The sequence below is a fragment of the Pseudomonas sp. NFACC51 genome (assembly GCF_900103575.1).
GTDB lineage: Bacteria > Pseudomonadota > Gammaproteobacteria > Pseudomonadales > Pseudomonadaceae > Aquipseudomonas > Aquipseudomonas fluorescens_Q.
In genome coordinates this window covers 165,021-181,247 of the sequence record NZ_FMXH01000010.1, presented here as the reverse complement: position 1 = coordinate 181,247, position 16,227 = coordinate 165,021, and the positions used below count along the sequence as shown (strand labels likewise).

15 protein-coding genes and 1 pseudogene are annotated in these 16,227 nt (G+C 60.4%); 7 read left to right on the top strand and 9 right to left on the bottom strand.

Going from position 1 to position 16,227, the window contains the following annotated elements; genetic code table 11:
• Positions 1-217: 217 nt before the first annotated feature.
• The gene (locus BLT00_RS20505) at positions 218-463 is read left to right on the top strand and encodes a FitA-like ribbon-helix-helix domain-containing protein (RefSeq protein ID WP_092146225.1); all 246 of its coding nucleotides are present in this window, start codon (positions 218-220) and stop codon (positions 461-463) included.
• The gene (locus tag BLT00_RS20500; protein ID WP_092146223.1) at positions 460-879 is read left to right on the top strand and encodes a type II toxin-antitoxin system VapC family toxin; all 420 of its coding nucleotides are present in this window, start codon (positions 460-462) and stop codon (positions 877-879) included. The genes BLT00_RS20505 and BLT00_RS20500 overlap by 4 nt, the downstream gene beginning before the upstream one ends.
• A gap of 55 nt (positions 880-934) precedes the next feature.
• On the opposite strand, the gene BLT00_RS32585 is transcribed toward BLT00_RS20500, so the two are convergent.
• Together BLT00_RS32585 and BLT00_RS32580 are read right to left on the bottom strand one after the other, a co-directional pair.
• A complete protein-coding gene (locus BLT00_RS32585; RefSeq protein WP_371856155.1) occupies positions 935-1,639 on the bottom strand; it encodes a methyl-accepting chemotaxis protein in 705 nt (234 codons plus the stop codon).
• A gap of 201 nt (positions 1,640-1,840) precedes the next feature.
• Positions 1,841-2,719, bottom strand: a pseudogene (locus BLT00_RS32580) (methyl-accepting chemotaxis protein); the annotation flags it as partial.
• 394 nt (positions 2,720-3,113) lie between these two features.
• On the opposite strand from BLT00_RS32580, the gene BLT00_RS20490 reads away from it, so the two are divergent.
• Positions 3,114-3,785 (top strand): lipopolysaccharide core heptose(II)-phosphate phosphatase PmrG, encoded by a 672-nt coding sequence (locus BLT00_RS20490; RefSeq protein ID WP_092146265.1) that lies wholly within the window; start codon positions 3,114-3,116, stop codon positions 3,783-3,785.
• A gap of 24 nt (positions 3,786-3,809) precedes the next feature.
• Positions 3,810-4,658, top strand: coding sequence for a phosphatase PAP2 family protein (locus BLT00_RS20485; RefSeq protein WP_092146219.1), 849 nt, complete (start codon positions 3,810-3,812; stop codon positions 4,656-4,658).
• Between the two features lie 152 nt (positions 4,659-4,810).
• On the opposite strand, the gene katG is transcribed toward BLT00_RS20485, so the two are convergent.
• Complete coding sequence (gene katG, locus BLT00_RS20480; protein ID WP_092146217.1) at positions 4,811-7,075, bottom strand: catalase/peroxidase HPI; 2,265 nt, start codon at positions 7,073-7,075, stop codon at positions 4,811-4,813.
• Positions 7,076-7,431: 356 nt separating this feature from the next.
• Here katG and BLT00_RS20475 point away from each other — a divergent pair, with 356 nt between their 5' ends.
• A complete protein-coding gene (locus BLT00_RS20475) occupies positions 7,432-8,022 on the top strand; it encodes a hypothetical protein (RefSeq protein ID WP_092146215.1) in 591 nt (196 codons plus the stop codon).
• A gap of 50 nt (positions 8,023-8,072) precedes the next feature.
• Here the strand turns inward: BLT00_RS20475 and BLT00_RS20470 are convergent, their stop codons facing one another.
• Genes BLT00_RS20470 through BLT00_RS20445 form a run of 6 tightly spaced genes read right to left on the bottom strand, consistent with a single transcriptional unit; the run spans position 8,073 to position 14,259 of the window.
• A complete protein-coding gene (locus BLT00_RS20470; protein ID WP_092146213.1) occupies positions 8,073-9,587 on the bottom strand; it encodes an ABC transporter substrate-binding protein in 1,515 nt (504 codons plus the stop codon).
• 28 nt (positions 9,588-9,615) lie between these two features.
• The gene (locus BLT00_RS20465; protein ID WP_092146211.1) at positions 9,616-10,587 is read right to left on the bottom strand and encodes an ABC transporter ATP-binding protein; all 972 of its coding nucleotides are present in this window, start codon (positions 10,585-10,587) and stop codon (positions 9,616-9,618) included.
• Positions 10,584-11,570, bottom strand: coding sequence for an ABC transporter ATP-binding protein (locus BLT00_RS20460; RefSeq protein ID WP_092146209.1), 987 nt, complete (start codon positions 11,568-11,570; stop codon positions 10,584-10,586). The genes BLT00_RS20465 and BLT00_RS20460 overlap by 4 nt, the downstream gene beginning before the upstream one ends.
• The gene (locus BLT00_RS20455) at positions 11,567-12,424 is read right to left on the bottom strand and encodes an ABC transporter permease (protein WP_092146207.1); all 858 of its coding nucleotides are present in this window, start codon (positions 12,422-12,424) and stop codon (positions 11,567-11,569) included. The genes BLT00_RS20460 and BLT00_RS20455 overlap by 4 nt, the downstream gene beginning before the upstream one ends.
• Complete coding sequence (locus tag BLT00_RS20450; RefSeq protein ID WP_072340935.1) at positions 12,421-13,368, bottom strand: ABC transporter permease; 948 nt, start codon at positions 13,366-13,368, stop codon at positions 12,421-12,423. The genes BLT00_RS20455 and BLT00_RS20450 overlap by 4 nt, the downstream gene beginning before the upstream one ends.
• A 3-nt stretch (positions 13,369-13,371) precedes the next feature.
• The gene (locus BLT00_RS20445) at positions 13,372-14,259 is read right to left on the bottom strand and encodes a proline iminopeptidase-family hydrolase (protein ID WP_063323041.1); all 888 of its coding nucleotides are present in this window, start codon (positions 14,257-14,259) and stop codon (positions 13,372-13,374) included.
• Positions 14,260-14,421: 162 nt separating this feature from the next.
• On the opposite strand from BLT00_RS20445, the gene BLT00_RS20440 reads away from it, so the two are divergent.
• Together BLT00_RS20440 and BLT00_RS20435 are read left to right on the top strand one after the other, a co-directional pair.
• Positions 14,422-15,183, top strand: a complete 762-nt coding sequence (locus BLT00_RS20440) for a LuxR family transcriptional regulator (RefSeq protein ID WP_063323040.1) — start codon at positions 14,422-14,424, stop codon at positions 15,181-15,183.
• A 90-nt stretch (positions 15,184-15,273) separates the two neighbouring features.
• The gene (locus tag BLT00_RS20435) at positions 15,274-16,173 is read left to right on the top strand and encodes a proline iminopeptidase-family hydrolase (RefSeq protein WP_092146205.1); all 900 of its coding nucleotides are present in this window, start codon (positions 15,274-15,276) and stop codon (positions 16,171-16,173) included.
• The last annotated feature ends 54 nt before the right edge of the window (positions 16,174-16,227 follow it).

The window sequence follows — 16,227 nt, the reverse complement described above, 5'->3', positions numbered from 1 at the left end:
GGAATGTGCGGTCCAGGGCAAACCGTACAGGAGCGTGGGACAAAAGGCGGTAGGACGAGAGGGGGTGGGTTTTGTACGAAAGGGCGATGCGTTGTCTGGATCTTGGTTGAACGGGGGTTGATACAGTCGGTATGGATGAGTGTGTAACGGTAGCTGGACAAGCAGGAGAGATTAACCTAAGTTTGAAATCAATGATTTCATTGATTGCGAGGGGATTATGGCCAGCATCACGATTCGAAACCTTGATGATCAGATCAAGGAACAACTGCGTATCGCCGCCGCCCACAACGGTCACTCCATGGAGGAAGAGGCAAGGCTGATCTTGGGGCGTGCCTTGGCGACAGTCAGCCCGGCGGGAGGATTAGGAAGTCGTATCCGAAACAGGTTCAGCTCCTTGGGTGGAGTTGATCTGGATCTGCCTTCGCGTGACGAGAAAGCAACGGCGGTGGATCTTTCTGAATGATAGTGCTCGATACCAATGTCATTTCAGAGTTCATGCGCGCCGAGCCGAACGCAACCGTCCTGGCGTGGATCGATTCACAGCCGGCAATGGACCTGGTTATTTGCGCTATTACAGTTGCGGAGATTCTTCATGGTATCGCTCGGCTGCCTTTCGGCAAGCGCAAGCAAAAGCTCGAGTCCCATGCCATGGCAATGTTTGAAGAGGATTTTGTCGACAGGATCCTACCCTTTGATGCCCACGCAGCTGTCGAGTACGCGGCCCTGGTTGCGTCATGCGAGGCTAAGGGGCGGGCGGCAGGTATGGCCGACGCGCAAATCGCAGCCATTTGCCGAGCGCACGGCGCTCTGATCGCAACCCGCAATACCAAAGACTTCAAGTTCCCAGGCGTTGAAGTCATCAACCCCTGGAACCCTTGAGCAATGCCGTCACGCTAAACGCCCATTTCCAATTGGAAACGGGCGTTTCTCATGATCAAACCCTGAAGTGACTCACCATCATCTGCAACTGATTCCCCAACCGCGCCAGTTCAACACTGGAAGCGGCGGTTTCTTCGCTGGCGGCGGCGGTCTGTTCGGAGACGTCGCGCACGTTGATGATGCTGCGGCTGATCTCCTCGGCCACGGCGCTTTGCTGCTCGGCGGCAGCGGCGATCTGCTGGTTCATCGACTGGATGTTCGACACCGTGCGGGTGATGTTCCCCAGTGATTCCCCAGCCTTGCGTGTCAGGGCCACGCTGCTGTCGGTGAGGTTGCGGCTGTTGTTCATCACGGCCGCCACTTGCTGGGTGCCATTCTGCAGCCCGGCCACCAGGCCTTCGATTTCCTCGGTGGATTTCTGCGTGCGCTGGGCCAGGCCACGGACTTCGTCGGCGACCACGGCAAAACCCCGTCCGGCTTCACCGGCGCGGGCCGCTTCGATGGCTGCGTTGAGGGCCAGCAGGTTGGTTTGCTCGGCCACGGCCTTGATCACGTCCATGACGCTGCCGATCTTGTCGCTTTCCTGTTGCAGCACGGTCATGGCGTCGGTGGAGCGAACCACTTCGCTGGCCAGCCGTTCGATCTGGGCGATGGCTTCGCTGACCACCTTGTCACCGGCACGGGCTTCGCCGTCGGCGGCGGCCGCGGCCTGGGAGGCTTCTTCGGCGTTGCGGGCCACTTCCTGCACCGTGGCGGTCATTTCGTGCATGGCGGTCGCGACCTGATCGGTCTCGACTTTCTGGCTGTTGACCCCGGCGCTGGTCTGCTCGGTGACGGCGGACAGCTCTTCGGCGGCGCTGGCGATCTGGGTCACACCATCGCGGATGCCGCTGATCAGGTCGCGCAGGGTCACGCCCATGCGCGCGATGCCTTGTTGCAGCACGCCCAGTTCATCGCGGCGAGTGACGACGACCGTGTGCGACAGGTCGCCACCGGCAATGCGCTCGACGACGGCCAGGGTGTCGCGCAGCGGGCCGGTGATCTGGCGAGTGATGATCACGGCGGCAATGACGCCGACCAGCAATGCCAGCAGGGTGCTGACCAGTTGCAGGGTGCGCGCCTGGGCACTTTCGGCGTCGCGGCGGTCGAGCTGGATCTGGTACAGCTGTTCGCTCAACGTCACGATTGACGCGCCTTGTTCAGTCATTTCCTTGCGTGCCTGTACCGCGTCGGCGGTGGCCAGCTTGAAGGCCTGCACGGCGCTGCGGTATTGGGCCAGGGCGTTTTCCAGTTGGCGCAGTTCATCCTGGCGGGTGCTGGAGAAGTGCTCGTTCAATGGCTTGAGCGACGCGATGGCAGCGTCCAGCTGGGTGACGGCCTTGCGTTCGGTGTCGGCGTTGCTGTTGGCGGTGTAGCCGCGCACTTCATAGCGGGCCAGCATGAAGTCCTGCTTGGCCTGGGTGATGGCCTGGAACTGGGCGAAGCGCTCATCGCTGAGCGCCATTTTCCGTACGTCGGAATCGATGGTCTCGATCAACTTGTAGGCAAGCTCGGCGTTCGCGCCCATGGCGTCGCGGGCGGTGTTGCCGGTGCGGTAGGCACTGCGCATTTTGTTCAGGGACACCTGATAGGCGCTGATGACTGCGCTCTGCTCCTTGAGCAACTTGACGTTCTGCGGGCTCTTGAAGCTGCTGAGCAGGGCGTTCTGTTGCGCCACGAAACCATCGAGGGTGGTCTGCACATTTTGTGCGGCGGTCTCGTCACCGTTGGTCAGCATGTATTGCAGACGGGTGACGCGAAGCTTGGTCAGGCCGGCGTTGAGCTGGGTGATGTCGCTCATCCAGTTGCTGCGCTGGATCAGTCCACCCAGGCTGGTCCAACTGGTCAGGGCCAGCAGGCAAGTCAATACCAGCACCAGGCCGAAGCCCAGGCCCAATTTCATGTTGACGCTAATGTTGCCAAACCAGCTATTCATCAAATTCCTCCAGGAACGTTGTGCTGCTTGATCGTCGGTACGCTGGAAGATTGTTGTTGTTAAGAGCCAGCAAGAGCATGTAACAGGGCTGTATCGGCGGGGAGGGCAAGATCTGTAAGTTTTTTTCCGGGTATCTGTGGGAGCAAGCTTTGCTTGCACCCCAAGCTTTTTTTCACATCTGTTTCACCGCCTGCCTACGTCGGCCTCTCTACTGTCGCGCCATCGAATGACTGGGTGGATGCCGTCGGGGCGGCTTGATGTGGAACTGAGACTGAGCCTTTTCGGCGTAACGCGCTCGATCGATACGCGCCGGTTCGCCCGTTACCAAAACGCCATGGTCATCCTCGCCTCGGCACTGCTGGTGATCCCGTTGACGCTCTGGCTGCTCAGCCCGGCGGCGATACCGGACCTGGCCCACGGCAACATCGCCGGCGCCCGGGCCTTGGCCGATGGCTGGGCCAAGGGGGAGATGATCGTGCTGGTGCGTCATGTCGAACGCTGCGATCACTCCAAGGCCGCGTGCCTGAATGATCGCGAAGGCATCACTGACCGGGCCCGTACCGTTGCGGTGGGCCTGGGGGCGCGGTTCGAGCAACTGGGCCTGGATAACGCCGACCTCTACAACAGTCCACGTGTGCGCGCAGCCCAGACGGCGGGGTACATGTTCAACAAGGTGGGCACCGGTGACGATTGGCTGATCAATTGCCGGCATGACCTGCTGCGTAATGCTTTGGCCCACAAGGTGGCGGGACGAAACCTGATCCTGGTGACCCACAGTGAATGCATGCAGGCGATGGAAACCGCGCTCCAGCGTCCGACCTCTGCCTTTGGCTATGGGGCTTCGTTGTTCGTTTCCACTGCCCAGCCACAAGCGCCACGGTTGCTCGGCTTTATCGAAGCGTCTGACTGGCGCGCGGTGACATTTCAGTAACATTTCTTACGATTAGGACCGCCCATGCTGACGTCTGCTCGCGCCCGTTTCTATGGATTTAATCTCGGAATTCCGCTGGTCTGTGCTGTCGTGGTGTTCTTGCTGTTCGACATGACCCACCTCGACATCGCCATCAGCGATCTTTTCTACGATCCGTTGCACCAGGTGTTTCCATTGGGGCATGTGCGATTGTTCGAGCAAATCACCCACAAATGGGCGAGGGTCATTCCGAACTGGACCGGCGAGGCGGCCATTGTCGGTGTGCTGTTGTCGCTCTTCTGGCCGATCTTCCAACCGCCAAAGCGCCCTGGACTGCTTCGCCTGCTGGATAAGACCCGACTGAGCAAACCACTACGTCTTGCCCACAAGCACCGTCGCGATTTCCTCTATGTGGTCTTCGCCTTTTCCCTCAGCACCGGGGTGATCCATTACCTCAAGGGCCACACCAGCGTGTACTGCCCGGTGGAAACCACCCAGTACGCCGGCAAGATCGAGCACAAGGAGTGGTTCCAGAATTTCGAGCTGCTGAAAGTCGCCGGTGACGGTCGCTGCTGGCCCGGCGGTCATGCGTCCGGCGGCTTTACGATGCTGGCGCTGTATTTCGTTGCCCGCCGTTACCGCTGGCGTCATTCGAAAGCCTTGATGCACGGGGCGCTGGCCCTGGGGTTTGTCTACGGCACGACGCGGGTCCTGCAGGGCTGGCATTACATGTCCCACACGTTCTGGGCGGGGATTTTTGTCTGGTTGAGTTGTTGGCTGATGGCGTTGCTGTTTTATGGGCGCGCGGCTTTGGAGCAGCCCGTGTTGAAACCACCGCGAGAGACGCAGGCGGCTGCCGTGCCTGCGTCGGGCAACGCACATTCGTCAGCTTGAATGCCAGGCGAAAAAAAGCCCGCTGGGAGAGCGGGCTAAAACCTTAGTTTCTTGAATGAGCGAGGCGACTGTACCCAATCACGCGGGGGCGTGGGGTGAAGAAAAGTTCATGAGGCCAGCTCCTTGCCAGACCTCATGCCCTTGTACGCTGCTCACCTGAGATCAAACCGATCCAGGTTCATCACCTTGACCCACGCCGCGATGAAGTCCTTGGCGAACTGCTCCTGGGCATCCGGGCTGGCATAGACCTCGGCCAAGGCCCGTAGCTGGGCGTTGGAGCCGAAGACCAGATCGACGCGCGTGCCGGTCCATTTGACCTGGCCGGTCTTGCGATCGCGGGCCTCGAAGGTTTCCTGGGTGTCGGAAAGGGCTTTCCATTCCACGCCCATGTCGAGCAGGTTGACGAAAAAGTCGTTGGTCAGCGTCCCGGGCCGTTGGGTAAAGACACCGTGCGCCGTGTGGCCGACGTTGGTGTCCAGTACCCGCAGGCCGCCAATCAGCGCCGTCATTTGTGGGGCAGTGAGGGTCAGCAGTTGTGCCTTGTCGATCAACAAAGCCTCGGCGGAAACGCGGTACCGGCCCTTGAGGTAGTTGCGAAAGCCATCGGCGATGGGCTCGAGAAAACCGAACGACTCGACGTCCGTCTGCTCCTGGCTCGCGTCCATGCGTCCCGGCGCGAACGGTACTGTCACGCTGAGCCCGGCATTTTGGGCCGCCTGTTCGATGCCGGCGCTGCCGGCCAGCACGATCAGGTCCGCCAGGGAGATTTTCTTGCCGTCGGATTGGGCGGCGTTGAACTCGCTCCGAACCCTTTCCAAGGTCGCCAGCACTTGAGCCAGTTGTTCGGGCTGGTTGGCCGGCCAATCTTTCTGCGGGGCCAGGCGCAGGCGGCCGCCGTTGGCACCGCCGCGTTTGTCGGAACCCCGGAAGGTGGAAGCCGCGGCCCACGCTGTAGACACCAGTTGTGAAACCGTGAGGCCCGAGGCCAGTAGCTTGCCTTTGAGGGCCGCGATGTCGCTGTCGTTGACCAGCGGATGGTCGACCGTGGGGATAGGGTCTTGCCACAGCAGTTCTTCGTTGGGCAGTTCCGGGCCGAGGTAGCGTGAGAGCGGGCCCATGTCGCGGTGGATCAGCTTGAACCAGGCGCGGGCGAAGGCGTCGGACAACTGGTCCGGGTTGGCCAGGAAGCGCCGGGAGATTTTTTCGTAGATCGGGTCGAAGCGCAGCGCCAGGTCGGTGGTCAGCATCGTTGGGTTACGCCGTTTGGACGGGTCGTGGGCATCGGGAATGATGCCCGCGCCGGCACCGTTTTTCGGCGTCCATTGGTGCGCGCCTGCAGGGCTCTTGGTCAGCTCCCACTCGAAACCGAACAGGTTCTCCAGGTAGTTATTGCTCCAGCGGGTGGGGGTGGTGGTCCAGGTGACTTCCAGGCCACTGGTGATGGTGTCGGCGCCTTTGCCGGTACCGAATGTGCTCTTCCAGCCCAGGCCCTGCTGCTCCAGGCCAGCGGCCTCAGGCTCGGCGCCGACATTGTCCGCAGGCCCTGCACCGTGGGTCTTGCCGAAAGCGTGGCCGCCGGCAATCAGCGCCACGGTTTCTTCATCGTTCATCGCCATGCGGGCGAAGGTTTCGCGAATGTCCAGCCCGGCGGCGACCGGGTCCGGCTGGCCCTCGGGGCCTTCCGGGTTGACGTAGATCAGCCCCATCTGCACGGCGGCCAGCGGGTTCTCCAGGTTGCGCCCCTCGTCGGTGCGGCTTTCTTCGTTGCCGGGCTCGGCCACCAATTGGCCTTCGCCGGGGTCTTGCATGGCGGCTTTGTCGGGCTTGCCATAGCGATCATCGCCCCCCAGCCATTTGTTTTCCGAACCCCAGTAGACGTCTTCATCCGGCTCCCAGACATCGGCGCGGCCACCGGAAAAACCGAAGGTCTTGAAGCCCATGGATTCCAGCGCGACGTTGCCGGTGAGGACGATCAGGTCAGCCCAGGAGATATTGCGACCATACTTCTGCTTGATCGGCCACAGCAGCCGACGCGCCTTGTCGAGGCTGACGTTGTCGGGCCAGCTGTTGAGCGGTGCAAATCGCTGCTGGCCGGAACCCGCCCCACCGCGCCCATCACCGGTGCGGTAGGTGCCTGCACTGTGCCAGGCCATGCGGACAAAGAGCGGCCCGTAGTGGCCGAAGTCTGCCGGCCACCAGTCTTGCGAGTCGGTCATCAGTGCATTCAGGTCTTGTTTCAAGGCCTGGAAGTCCAGGCGCTTGAACGCTTCGGCATAGTTGAAATCCTCGCCCATCGGGTCGGACAGCGAGGAGTGCTGGTGCAGGGTCTTCAGATTCAGTTGGTTTGGCCACCAGTCGCGGTTCGTCGTGCCACCGCCAGCGGCGTGATTGAACGGGCATTTCGATTCGTTTGCCATGAGAAGCTACCTTTGGTCGTATTCATCCAGCTATCCGGCCCGGCGAGGCTTCGAATAGCGACAGGCGAAATACACAGGGCGCAGGGCTCACAGTTCGCTCAACTGATCATGTTCGGCCACGCTGCAATGTCGAATTGCAAGGACGGTGGCCCACGGCAAGCCCAGTACGTTTCTGAACGCTTCGTATCTCTTTGTCAGGTTTCACGGGCCGGATTACACCAGCCTGAATTCAGGCTAGTCCTCCTTTGCCAGATAGCTAATAGGCGCAGTATTAACGGTCGATAGGGATAATCTTTTATCGAAGCCAAGCGGCGAGGCAGATGATATGAATGGCGCCTGCCGTGACGGACCCAATAATGAACAAATGCCCGCGCAGCACGGCCTTCCACGAAGCGGGTCATGCCCTGGCCTTTTGGTGGAACGGTCAACCGATAAAACGCATCACCGTGCGTACCAAGGCTGAAGCCTGCACGGGACCTCTGTTCGACCTGCGCGGCAACCCTCAATACGCAGAAGGGTTGGTGGAAGCTGACTACCTGGTCGCGCGCCCGGCCTTCGACGCCCCGGGGATCGCTGAATTCCTGCCCTCGATGGTCGATGCCATTGAACGTGACCTGCTCCATTGTTTCGCCGGGCCAGTGGCCGAAGCGGTCTACCGGCACCGCCGGTCCGACCGGTTGATCAGGGGCAGCGGCCGCGGTGACCTGGACCGGGGGCATGAATTGATCAGCCTGCTGCCACCGCGCAAGCTGCTCGACGCCCAAGCCCTGGCGATCGCCCGCTGCAGTTGCCTGGTGCACCGTTACTGGCCGGCGGTCAGTGCCGTGGCGGGCTTTCTGCAAGAGCATGGCACGGTTGAAGGGAACGCCGTCACAGCGCTGCTGTGCGAGATGACCGGGGAGCGGCCGATGTTGCTTGGCCATCAAGTGGCAAGCCTCGATTCGTGATCAAGGCGTTGCCACTGGCCCTATCCGGCTCGGATGAAAGCCACTGCTCGCTAGCGCTTCACTGTTTCCTCAAGAGAGAAGCGTCCCAGTGGGTTTTGTTGGAAGTGCTCGATGTTCTTGCGCGAAATATTGATGTACGGGCTGTAGTAGAGATCGATCCAGTTGACGTCCTGCTTGGCGATCGCCTGAAGGTCGGTATACATCTGCTTGCGCTTGGTCGGGTCCACTTCTACCCGCGCCGCCGCGACCAGATCCTTGACCTTGTCGTTCTTGTAGCGGGTCATGTAATTCATGTTGGTGTCATGTCCCAGTACGAAGGTGGTCTTCTGGTCCGGGTCGAGGATGTCGTTGGTCCAGTACATCACGGACAGATCGTAATCGCCGTCGATCAGCATTTGCCAACTCTGGGTTGGGTCGACTTTCTGCAAGGTGGCTGTCACGCCAACGGCGGCGAGCTGTTGCTGGACCAGCACGGCGATCTGCTCGTCGGCTTCATTGCCCGCATTGACCACATAGTTGAGCTTCAGGCCTGAGGCGCCTGCATCCGCCAGCATTTTCTTGGCTTTTTCCGGGTCGTACGGGCGCTGCATATTATCGGCATTGTGATAAAGCGCGCCTTTAGGGATGTAGGAATAAGCCACCTGGCCATGGCCGAAGGTCACGGTATCGACCAGGGATTTTTTGTTGATCGCAAGGTCCAGGGCCTGACGTACTTCAGGCTTGCCCAGCAGTCCGTGCTCATGGTTGATCAGCAGATGATCCTCGCGGGTGGAGGGGTCCATGTGTACGACCAGGTTGGGATCTTTCTTCAGGGTTTCGACGCGCGAGAAGGGCACGAAGATCGCCGAGTCCAGTTCACCGGCCTGTACCTTCAACATCCGCGTATTGTCATCCGGGATGGAGATCCATTCCACGCCATCCAGGCTCACCTTGTCGGCCTGCCAGAAGTTGGGGTTCTTCTCCAGCACCACGCGATCACCGCGTAGCCACTCCTTGACGATAAAGGCGCCAGAGGCAACGGGGTCCTGGGCATAGGCTTCCTCACCCATTTTCTCCATGGCCTTTTGCGACAGGATGGAGACGTTGGGCAACGCCAGCTGCGCGAGGAAGGGCACTGAAGGGCTCGTGAGTGTCACCACCAGTGTCTGCGGGTCGGGTGCTTGGGCCTTGTCGATAATCTTGTAGGAGTCGCTCCACAGCGACCCTTTGTTGTCGCGGATGCGCAACAGACTGAACGCTGCATCGCTGGCGGTAATCGGTGAACCGTCGGAGAACTTGGCCGAGCGTAGTTTGAAGGTATAGGTCATGCCATCGTCGGAAACCTGCCAGCTTTCGGCCAGCCCCGGTACCAGCTTGGTGCCGGTGTTGTCGACGCGCACCAATACGTCGTAGACATTGGAGAACACCCAGTTATCACGGTTCTGCGCGCTTTTGATCGGGTCGAACGTCGTACTTTCTTCACGACAACCGATGGTCAGCACGCCGGCTGCCTGGGCGACACCGGCCGCCAGTGTGCAAACGGTCAACGTCGCGGCGGTCAGCAACTTCAAATGTTTCGATCGCATGGTCAAACTCCCTATTGATGAATGTTTTTTAGAGCAATGGCTCTCCGAGCACACAGCTATAACGATGTCCATTGATGTCATGGATGGGGGGCGGCGTTTTCGCGCAGATGGGTTGTGCATACCGGCAGCGCGGGTGAAAAGCGCAGCCGGATGGAAGGTTCAGGGGGCTGGGTGGCTCGCCAGGCAGGGGGGCGCCCAGCAACGGTCGAGTCGGGTCGATGTGTGGAATGGACTGGATCAGCGCGACGGTATAAGGATGCCGCGGGCTGCTGAACACGGCCTCCGTGGGGCCTTGCTCGACGATCTCGCCGAGGTACATCACGGCGACCCGATCACAGAGCCGCCGAACGATCGCCAGGTCGTGAGCGATGAACAGAATCGCCAGGTTCATGCGCTGTCGCAGCTCCAGCAGCAGGTTGATTATCTGGCCCTGGATGGAAACGTCCAGCGCAGCCACGCATTCATCGGCGATGATCAACCGTGGCTCGATGGCCAGTGCACGCGCGATCCCCACACGTTGGCATTGACCGCCACTCAACGAACCCGGTTTGCGGTCGGCCAGCTCCGGTCGCAGGCCGACCAGGTTCAGCAGTTCATCGACCCGCTGGCGAATCAGCGATGCAGGAATCGCACAGCGCACTCGCAGCACTTCAGCCAGGGTGTCGCCGATGCTCATTCGCGGATTGAGGGCGGTATAAGGGTCCTGGAAAATCATCGCGGTTTCGTGGCGCAGCCGCTCGATGTCGATCCGCTTGCCTTGAGCCATATCCACGCCATCGAACAGGATTTGTCCGGCGCTGACCTCAGTGAGGCGCAAGATGGCCCGACCCAGGGTGCTCTTGCCACTGCCCGACTCCCCCACCAGCCCAAGCACCTCCCCGGGGGCCAGGCTCAGCGACACACCGTTGACGGCTTTCACCCATTGCCTGTTGATTCCGAACGGACCACTGCCAGGGGCGGCGAAGCGCACCTGCAGATCCTTCACGTGCAACAAGGTCATGACGAGGCACCCACTGGCAGCGGGTAATGGCAGGCGACCCGGTGTGCCTCTGCCGTGACTTGCATCTGTGGCAACAGCCGCGTGCACTGGCTGCCCTGCTGAAGGCAGCGTGGGTTGAAGCGGCAACCGCTGGGCAGCGCATCCAGCAGAGGAGGCTGGCCGGCGATGGTTTTGAGCATGGCATGGCCGGCGCTGGTAGCCGGTTGGCAGTCGATCAGGGCCGCCGTATAGGGATGTCGTGGGTGAGCCAGCAGATCAAGCTTGTTGCCGTGTTCGCAGAGCCGACCGGCGTACATCACTGCGATGGAATCACAGGTCTGGGCGACGATCCCCAGGTCGTGGGTGATCATGATGATGGACAGCCCTCGCTGGTCGCGCAAATCCAGGAGCAGGCGCAGGATCTGTGCCTGTACCGTGACATCCAGGGCGGTGGTCGGCTCATCGGCGATCAGCACCTGGGGGTTGCAACCCAATGCCACGGCGATCATGGCGCGTTGACGCATGCCACCGGAAAACTCGTGGGGATAACTGTCGACCCGCGTTAGCGGATCGGGAATGCCCACCTGGCGTAACACATCAATGGCCTTCGCCCGAGCTTCACGTTTGGACGCTCCCTGATGCAGGCGTATGCCCTCGCCGATCTGTTCGCCGATACGCATCAACGGGTCAAGATGACTGCCGGGATTCTGAAAAATCATCCCTAATCGCCGACCCCGTATGCCCCGCATGCTGGCTTCATCCAGCGATAGCAGATCCTCACCGGCAAGGCGCAGGGCCTTGCCCTGGACCCGCAGGTTTGCAGAGGGCAGCAAGCGCATCAAGGCCCGGCAGGCCATCGTCTTGCCTGAGCCGCTTTCACCCACCAGACCGAGGATTTCGCCTTCGGCCAGGTCAAATGACACGCGATCCACCAGCGTGACTTCGCGCTCACCGTGGCCGGCGATCACGCTGAGGTCCTCGACGTGCAACACCGGTGTGCTCATGGGCGTTCTCCGAGCTGCTCGGCGACACCGTCGGCCAGCAGGCTGAAGCCCATGGCCAAGGTAACGATTGCCAGTCCCGGGAAGGTGCAGATCCACCAGGCGTTGGTGATGAAACTCTGGCCTTCGGCGACCATCGTGCCCCACTCGGCGGTGGGTGGCTGAACCCCCAGGCCGAGGTAGCTGACCGCCGCCCCATTGAGCAGTACCAGCACCGCGTCGGACATGGAAAACACGATCGAACCGAACATGGCATTGGGCAACAGGTGCCGAAACAGAATGCGTCCATGACCGAAGCCCAGGCTTTTGGCCGCCAAGGCGAAATCGCTTTGCTTGAGCACCAGGATCTGCGAACGGATCAGCCGTGCATAGGACACCCAACCCACCAGGGCCATCGCAATATAAAAGCTGCCCAGGCCGGGGCCGAGGATGGCCATGATTGCCAACATCAGCACCAGGAAGGGGAAGGCCAGGATAATATCGATCAGGCGCATGCAGATCGTGTCGAACCGGCCACCGATATAGCCGGCCAAGGCGCCGACGCAAGTGCCGATCAAGAACGGGAAAACCACCCCGATCACGGAGATCTGCAAGTCGATGCGCGCGCCCCAGATCACTCGGGAAAGAACGTCGCGACCGAAATTGTCCGTGCCGAACGGATGGGCCAGGCTCGGCCCCAACAGGCGGATATCGGTGTTCTGGGCAATCGGATCGAAGGGCGCGACCCAGGGGGCGAAGAGGGCGAGCAACAGCCAGCCAAACAGAATCGCCAGGCCGAGCACGGTGGCCAGGCGACCGTTGCGCAAGCCGAAACGCAGCGCAAGACGCCAGGTAGGACTGAGGGTTTGGCCGCTCATCGCATGTTCACCCGCGGGTCGATCATCACGGTCAGCACATCGGCGAGGAAGTTGACCGTGACGGTGGCGAGGGCCAGCACCATGGCCACGCCTTGGACCACCATGTAGTCGCGGGTAAAAATGCCGCGTACCAGCAATTGGCCGATGCCGGGAATGGCAAACAGACTTTCGATGACCACCGTGCCGCTGATCAACCAGCCGATGTTCACCGCCAGCAGGTTGACCGCCGGTACCAGGGAGTTGGGCAGCACATGCCGACGAAATATCGCCCGCTCGGACAAGCCCCGGGCCCGTGCGGCGGTGGCATGATCGGCTTGTAGCTCCATGAGCATGCTGGCGCGCAGGTTGCGCACCAGCACGGCGGAGAGTGCCAAGGCAATGGTCAGGCACGGCAAAACCATGTGATGCAGTTTGTCCCAAGCGGTGCGTCCATAGCCTGAGACCGGGAACAGTCCCAACTGCACACTGAGCAGCAGGATCAACATGATGCCTAGCCAAAACGCCGGCATGCCGAGCCCTGCCGTGGTAAACAGGCGAATCAGGTGATCCTGCCAACCGCCCTTGTTGCGTGCCGCCACCGTTGCCAGCGGCACGGCAATCAGCAGCGCCAGCAGCACGCTGCCGAGCACCAGGAACAGGGTTGGCTCAATGCGGGTACTGATCAGCTTCAAGGCATCGACTTTGTAGAGCAGCGATTGGCCGAGATCGCCTTTGAGCAGGTTCTTGAGAAAGTAGAAGTACTGCATCCACAACGGCTGGTCGAGACCGTACTGGGCACGAATCCTGATCAGCGCCTCTGGCGTGCTGCGCGAGCCCAGCAGGGCCCGGGCGGGGTCTCCGGGGATTGAGCGCACGAGCACAAAGGTGATCATGCTGATGCCAAACAGCACCGGCAATAGCTGTAGCGGGCGCGACAGTATGAAACGGTAGCGCGCCAGGTTCATGGGCTAGTTCCGGTGGCGGTGCAGAAAATCCAGCAGGACTGGGAAATAGGCGTGGGGCTCTTCGTAGAACGGCATGTGGCTGCTGTTGGGGAACACATTCAGTTGTACATCCTTGAGCGCCATTTTCATGCGCATTGCACAGGCTGGCGTCAGTTCATCATGTTGACCGGTGGTAATCAGCACGGGCATTTCGAAGCCGGCCATCTGCTCGATGCGATTCCAGTCCTTGAGATTGCCGGTATAGAGAAATTCGTTGGGGCCCTGCATGGTCATGTAGGGCCCCATGTTCCAATCGCCCAGGGAACGTGTCACCGGCGCTGGCCATTCGTCCAGACGGCAGACATGACGATAGTTGAGCAGGGTGATGGCCGCCTGGTATTGCGGATGATCCAGGGTGCCCGAGGCTTCATGGCGCTGCATCATCGCGACGGTCTCACTGCCCAGGGCGGCCCGCAGACGCTCCAACTCCAAGGACAGGTGAGGAATATCGCCGGCGGTATTTTCCAGGATCAGGGTTTTCAGCGATTGAGGGTGATGAATGGCGTACTCGATCGCCAGCCAGCCACCCCAGGAGTGCCCCAGCAGGTGCACTTTGCCCAGGTCGAGGGCTTGGCGGACGGTCTCTACCTCCGCCACGTAACGGGTGATGTCCCACAGGGATTCGTCAGTAGGCCTGGCCGAGGCGCCGGTGCCCAACTGATCGAAAGCGATGACCCGCAAGCCCTTTTCCTTGAGCCAGCCATGGCTGTCACGCAGATAATCGCAAGGCAATCCCGGGCCGCCATTGAGGCACAGCAGCACCTCGTCGCCGTCGCCAAAGCCATAGGCCACCAGGCGATGACCATCGACTTCCACGTCGTACCGCTGGTCTGGCTCGATCTCACGCCACATCATTGCTCTCCTGCTCAGGTGCCGCTCTGGCTAAACCTTACCGAGGAAGCTACGCGCCCATAAGCTAGCAATTCTTATAGGTTTGATCTGGCATTCCCTCGCTCAGGCGTGGCATTCTACTTGCACGATTTCAGGATTGAAATTAATAAGGGAGCTGAATGGATGCAGGCCAAGCTGTCTGACTTCAATACCCGTCTTTTGTCTGGCAGGAGCCTGGACGAACAGATGGATAACACCCTGGGGATGGTCCAGGCGCTAGGCTTTGAAGCCTTGGTGTACGACTACAGTCCGGTGCCGCTGGATCATGATGGGGCACTGATCACCCCGACTGTGCTGAAGTTGCGCAATACCCCCCGTGATTGGCACTCGCTCTGGTGTGAAGAAGGTTATTACCAGATCGACCCCGTCCAGCATCTGGCAATCAATGCCATTTCTCCTTTTGTCTGGTCCTATCGACCGGAGGCCGACACGGTGCTGCAGCCGTTCATCGGCCAGAGTCATGCACCGGTCGTGAGCTACCTGCAGGATTCGCGCATGACCTGCGGCGTGACGGTGCCGATGCATTTGCCCAAAGGCGGCTTTGCGACATTGACCGGGCTGCGCGCCGATACGAAGGGGAGCACCCTGCAGGATGTCCGGCAAACGCTGGGCGACTTCAGCCTGATTTCCCATGCCCTGCAAGAGGCGGCTTTTCCGCTGCTCGGCAAGGAAGCCCGCGCATGCCCGGTTCGCCTGACCAAACGCGAGCGTGAGTGCTTGAGGTTAGCCGCTGACGGGTTGACGGCGGCGGACATCGCCAGGCAACTGAATCGCTCCTTGGCCACCATCACCCTCCACCTGACTTCTGCAATGCACAAGCTCGGCGCCAGGAATCGGGTCCAAGCCGTGGTCAGGGCGGTGCATTATCGGTTGCTCGATAGCTGAAATCGGGCAAAAACCTATCTGTTTCTCTAGTTATTCCGCCAGCCAGTCCCCGGTATCGTGTGCGGCAGGATTTCTAGGGAGCGGCATGAAATGGATCTTCCCGTAACGCACGAAGGCTTTGCGCCTTTTGGTCCGTATCAGACCTGGTATCGCATCACTGGCGATTTCAGCAGCGGCCGTACGCCGCTGCTGATCCTGCATGGCGGCCCGGGCTGTACACACGATTATGTCGATGCCTTCAAGGATATTGCCAACAGTGGCTATCCGGTGATTCATTACGACCAACTGGGCAATGGGCGTTCCACCCATCTTCCGGAAAAAGACCCCTCGTTCTGGAACGTGACGCTCTTTCTCGATGAGTTGGCGAACCTGCTGGATCATCTGGGTATTGGCGACAATTACGCCCTGTTGGGGCAATCCTGGGGCGGCATGTTGGCCAGCGAACATGCGGTGCTCCAGCCCGCGGGCTTGCGCGCGTTGATTATCGCCAACTCCCCGGCGGACATGTCCACCTGGCTTCTTGAAGTCAATCGCTTGCGCCAGCTGCTACCCATTGAGGTGCAGCAAACACTGCTCAAGCACGAGCGGGCTGGAACCTTGACGTCTACCGAGTATTTTGAGGCCGCTCGGGTTTTCTATGACCGTCATGTCTGCCGTGTCACGCCCTGGCCCGATGACGTTGCCCGTACCTTTGCCCAGATCGATGCCGATCCTACCGTTTATCACGCCATGAATGGTCCCACCGAATTCCATGTGATCGGCAGCATGAAGGACTGGTCCATTACCGATCGCTTGCCTCGGATCAGCGTGCCGACCCTGCTGATTTCAGGCCGATACGATGAAGCGACGCCGTTGGTGGTCAAACCCTATGTGGATCATGTTCCCGACATTCGCTGGGCGTTGTTCGAACACTCCAGCCATATGCCCCATATCGAGGAGCGGATGGCTTGCATGGGAACCGTGGTGAGTTTCCTGGATGAGTGTTTGTAGGCGTCTGCGCAATCCGAGCAGTCGTTTTTGTTGTGTTTTTCGACGCGTCCTGTG